Here is a 5,089-nt window from a genome sequence, read left to right as displayed (position 1 = left end):
CTCTCTCACGATCATGGGACTTCGACAATCACATGATCAACAGAGACCGTGCCCGCCCTACAACCAGGCCCAAAGACTTTGCCGGAACCCTGCCCTCCCAGGGGGGCGTCCCCGAGCCAATTCTATCGCCCACCCCCGACAAAAACGGCGGCCAAGCCAAAATGGGGCCGAGTTGTCCACAACTCGGGTCGGGTGTGGACAAGTCCGCCGACCGCACCGAAATCCCGCAGCTGAGCGAAGAAACGGTCGTCGAGGTGACCGGGCGAGTCGTCGCCAACAAGCAGGCGCCCGGCGGGATCGAGATCGTGGAAGCGACCATCAAAGTACTTGCCACACCTGAGAAACAGCCGCCGTTCGACCTCTACCGGCCCACGATCCCGGCGGCACTGCCGACGGTCCTCGACAACGCGACCGTCGCACTCAGGCATCCCGAGCTGAAGCGGCGGCACGAGATCGCGGCTCGCAGTGTCGCGGCATTCCGGCGCGCCCTCGACAACCGCGGCTTCACCGAGGTTCACACGCCCAAAATCGTGGCCACCAGCACGGAATCCGGCGCCAACGTCTTCCAGCTCGACTACTTCGGCAAACCCGCCTACCTCGCGCAGTCACCGCAGTTCTTCAAACAGGCTTTGGTCGGCGTCTTCGAACGGGTCTACGAAGTCGGCCCGGTCTTCCGCGCCGAACCCCACGACACCGCGCGCCACCTCGCGCAGTACACAAGCCTCGACGCGGAACTCGGGTTCATCACCGACCACCGCGACGTGATGGCTGTACTGCGGGACGTCATCGCGGAAATGGCCGCGGCGGTGGGTCCTGAAGCTCCTGAAGTACCCCTGGAAATCCCGGCCATCTCCTACCCCGCGGCGCAGCAGATCTTGCACAGCGCCGAACCCGACCTCTCCCCCGAAGACGAACGCCACCTCGGCGAATGGGCCCTGGACAACCACAACTCCGAGTTCCTGTTCGTCACCGGTTACCCCATGGCCAAACGCCCCTTCTACACCCGCCCGGACCCAGCGCATCCGGGCCTGTCCAACAGCTTCGACCTCCTCTTCCGCGGCCTCGAACTCGTCACCGGCGGCCAACGGCTGCACCACTACGCCGACTACCTCGCCGCACTCGGCCCCGACGCCGACCAGTACCGCGACTACCTCGCGACGTTCGCCCACGGCATGCCGCCCCACGGCGGCTTCGCCATCGGCCTCGAACGGTGGGTCGCGCGGGTGCTGAAGGTGCCCAACATCCGCGGCACGACCCTGTTCCCGCGCGACCTGCATCGACTGAGGCCGTAGGAGACCTAAGTGGACGGTGCCGACTCCGGTGCAGGAGTCACCGGCTTCGGCACCCCCTCAGGTTCGGGTTCGATATGCGGCAGCAGCCGATCCAGCCAAGGCGGCAGCCACCAACTGTGCTTCCCCAGCAAGAACATCGCCGCCGGAACGATGATCAGCCGGATGATCGTCGCGTCGATCAGGACGCTGACGCCGAGGCCCAGGGCCAAGATCTTGATCACCACATTCGGCGAAGCCAGGAACGCGAAGAACACACACACCATGATCACCGCGGCCGACGAGATCACCCGAGCAGTCACCGCGAGACCATCAGCCACACTCACGTGGTTGTCCTTCGTACGCAGCCAAGCCTCGTGCACCCGCGAGAGCAGGAACACCTCGTAATCCATCGACAGGCCGAACACGATGGCGAACATGATCATCGGCACGTACGACTCGATCGGCACCTTCTCGTGCACCCCCAGCAGCGCCCCGCCCCAGCCCCACTGGAACACCGCGACGATCACGCCGTACGAAGCGGCGATCGACAGCAAGTTCAGCAACGCGGCCTTCAACGCCAGCACCGGGCTGCGGAAAGACAGCAGCAACAACACGAACGCAGCCGCCACCACTACGCCGATGATCGTGGGCAGGCGGGCGGCGACGATGTCGCGGAAGTCGAGCTGGCCGGCCGTCATGCCGGTGACGTAGCTGGTCGCGCCGGCGAGGACCGGGGGCAGGGTCTGGGTGCGCAGCGTGCCGAGGAGCTCGTCGGTGGCGGCGTCCTGCGGGCCCGTGGTGGGGGTGACGGTGGACAGCATCAGCGCGCCGTCCGGGCTGGGCGACATCGGGGTGGCCGAGGCGACGCCGGGGGTTTTCGCCAGGGCCTGCTGGACAGCCGAGCCCAAGGCCGCGTCGGACGATTCCACGACGACGGTGAACTGACCGTTGGCGCCCGGGCCGAAACCGCTGCTGATGGCGTCGTAGGCCTGGCGCGTGGTGGTGCCGGCCGGGTCGGCGCCTTCGTCGATGTGGCCCAGCTCCATGGAGAACGCGGGGATGGCGAGCACCGCGGCCACGAGCACGCCGCCGCCGAGGTAGCGCCAGGGGTGCCGGTCGATGCGCACGGCGTAGCGGTGCCAGGCGCTTTCCTTGCCGTCGGCCGACTGCTCGGCCACGGGCTTGCGCACGTGCCAGCGGTCGATCCGCCGCCCGGACAGGCCGAGCAGCGCGGGCACGAGCGTGGTCGCCGCGATCCCGGCCACGACCACCGTGATCGCGGCGGCGAGGCCGAGCTTCCCGATGAACGCGACGCCGACGGTGAACAGGCCCATCAACGCGATGACCACCGTCGTCGCCGCGATGAGCACCGAACGGCCGCTGGTCGCGACGGTGCGGCCGGCGGCCGTGACCGGATCAGCGCCGTCGAGCAGGTGCTGGCGGAAGCGCGTGGTGAGGAAGAGGGCGTAGTCGATGCCGACGCCGAGGCCGATCATGATCGCCAGCGTCGGCGAGGCCGTGGCGAAGCTGATCGCGGCCGCCAGCAGGCCGAGGATGCCGAGGCCGGTCGCGACGCCGATCACCGACGTGACGATCGGCAGGCCGGCGGCGATCACGCTGCCGAAAGCCAGCAGCAGCACCAGAATCGCGACGATGATGCCCACGGACTCCGAGCGCAGGTCGCCGGCGCCGGGTTCGGCCGCCTTGCCGAGTGCGCCGCTGTAGTCGACCTGGACACCGGTCGCGCGGACGGGATCGGTGGCCTTGTCGATGCCGTCGACGAGGTCGGTGCCGAGCGCGGCGGGCTTGTCGTCGAACTGGATGTTGGCGAAGGCGACGCGGCCATCGGGCGCGGTGGTGCCCGGCGCGAGCGGGTCGGACAGCGACACGACGTGGGGCACGGCGCGGACCGCCGTCGCGGCCTGCTCGATGGCCGCGCTCTGGCTGCTCAGCGTGCCGGAGTCAGTGGTGAAGACCAGGCGCGCGCTGTTCGAACCACCGACGACGCCGTGCTCGGCGAGCACGGTGCTGCCGCGGCCGGATTCGGCGTCGGGCAGGCTGAAGTCGTCACTGTACGTGCCGCCCACGAGGTTGTTGGCCACCGTCGCACCGGCCAGCACGAGGATCCAGATCACGATCACCGGCCACGGACGCGCGGCGCACCAGCGGCCGAGGCGTTCGAGGATTCCGGCGGGGGCTTCTTCCGCGATACGAGCGTTTTCCGTCATTTCGCCACCCGGCTTCCGGGAAGTTTCCCGGTCCAGCGTCACGCCGGAAACGGCGCCCGCCTAGGGCCGAAGGTCCTCGGACGGCCCTAGCCGAATGGTGACGGTGCGTTACTGTTTCGCGAAGGCGAGCGAACCCAGCGCACCGACGAGTGGCGCCAGTTCCGGCAGCTCCTCGGCCTCGGCGAGCGCGGCCGACAGCGTGGCGTCGTGCGTCGGGCGGGCCTCGTCGAGCAGCTCGCGGCCCGCGACGGTCACCTCGGTGTAGATGCCGCGCCGGTCCGTCGGGCAGAGGTAGCGCGACAGCAGGCCGCGGTCCTCGAGCCGGGTCACCAAGCGGGTGGTGGCCGACTGGCTCAGCACCACGGCGTTGGCGAGCTGGTTCATCCGAAGGTGGAAGCCGTCCTGGCGGGCGAGCACGTCGAGGACGGTGTACTCGCTCACCGACAGCTCGTGGTCGCGCTCGAGCGCGCGCTGCAGCCGGTCTTCGATGCGCGCGTGCAACGCGGCCAGAGTGCGCCAGCCCTGCGCCCGGGCCTCCACGGCGTCGTCAGCCAGTGACACGGTTCACCCCTTCTCGCCGACCCCCGCGGTTGCGGGTGGTTCGCCCTTCAGGCACTATCGAGCGTGTGCAAATAGCCGCGTGTGCAAGTATTGCTGACGCTCGTAATCGTCTGCTGTCACTGTACTCGCGAACGCAGGAAGGGGTATCCACCCGATGAACATCGACCTGAGCGGGCGCACCGCGCTGGTCACGGGGTCCACCGCCGGCATCGGCGAGGCCGCGGCCGCCGCGCTGGCCGCCGCGGGGGCAGACGTGGTGGTGAACGGCCGCAACGCCGATCGCGTGGCCGAGGTCGCGAAGCGTCTGGGCGTGCGCGGGATCGCCGCCGACGTCGGCACCGCGGAGGGCGTGGCGTCGCTTGTTGAGCAGCTGCCGGACGTGGACGTGCTGGTGAACAACGCCGGCGTCTTCGCGCCGATCCCGGTGTTCGAGATCAGCGACGAGGAGTGGCTCCGGATCTACCAGGTGAACGTGCTCTCGGGCGTCCGGCTGACGCGGCACTACGCACCCAGGATGGTGAATCGCGGGTGGGGCCGGGTGATCTTCGTCAGCAGTGAATCGGCGGTTCAGCCGCCGACCGAGATGGTCCACTACGGTATGACGAAGACGGCCCAGCTGGCGTTGTCCCGCGGGATGGCGCAGGAGGTGGCCGGCACGGGCGTCACCGTCAACAGCGTGCTGCCCGGACCCACGCTCACCGAGGGCGTGCGCGAGTTCGTGCGCAGCCTGTACCCGGACCTCGACTTCGCCGAGGCCGAGCGGCGGTTCATGGCCCAGGACCGTCCGACCTCCCTGCTGGGCCGCCTGATCCGCCCGGAGGAGGTGGCGAACCTCATCACCTACGTCGCCTCCGACCAGGCCGCCGCGACCACCGGGGGCGCGCTGCGCGTCGACGGCGGGGTCGCGTCGGCGATCATTCCGTGAGTTTTCTTGCTACAGAAGGGGTTTTTGAGTTGACCAGCGTTCCTGTCACCAAGTTGAACAACGGCGTCGAGATGCCGCAGCTCGGCTTCGGCGTCTTCCAGGTG

4 protein-coding genes are annotated in these 5,089 nt (G+C 68.8%); 2 read left to right on the top strand and 2 right to left on the bottom strand.

The window, feature by feature from the left end; all coding sequences use genetic code 11:
• Positions 1–194 precede the first annotated feature (194 nt).
• On the top strand, positions 195–1,292 hold the full coding sequence (gene aspS / locus ABZU76_RS51520; RefSeq protein WP_354885850.1) for an aspartate--tRNA(Asn) ligase: 1,098 nt from the start codon (positions 195–197) through the stop codon (positions 1,290–1,292).
• Between the two features lie 5 nt (positions 1,293–1,297).
• Here aspS and ABZU76_RS51515 read toward each other — a convergent pair whose 3' ends face one another.
• On the bottom strand, positions 1,298–3,499 hold the full coding sequence (locus ABZU76_RS51515) for an MMPL family transporter (protein ID WP_354885847.1): 2,202 nt from the start codon (positions 3,497–3,499) through the stop codon (positions 1,298–1,300).
• Positions 3,500–3,607: 108 nt separating this feature from the next.
• Positions 3,608–4,060, bottom strand: a complete 453-nt coding sequence (locus ABZU76_RS51510) for a MarR family transcriptional regulator (RefSeq protein WP_285973781.1) — start codon at positions 4,058–4,060, stop codon at positions 3,608–3,610.
• Between the two features lie 154 nt (positions 4,061–4,214).
• On the opposite strand from ABZU76_RS51510, the gene ABZU76_RS51505 reads away from it, so the two are divergent.
• Positions 4,215–4,985, top strand: coding sequence for an SDR family oxidoreductase (locus ABZU76_RS51505; RefSeq protein ID WP_354885845.1), 771 nt, complete (start codon positions 4,215–4,217; stop codon positions 4,983–4,985).
• The last annotated feature ends 104 nt before the right edge of the window (positions 4,986–5,089 follow it).

This window comes from Amycolatopsis sp. NPDC005232, assembly GCF_040607795.1.
Classification (GTDB): domain Bacteria; phylum Actinomycetota; class Actinomycetes; order Mycobacteriales; family Pseudonocardiaceae; genus Amycolatopsis.
This window is presented reverse-complemented; position numbering and strand designations above follow the sequence as displayed.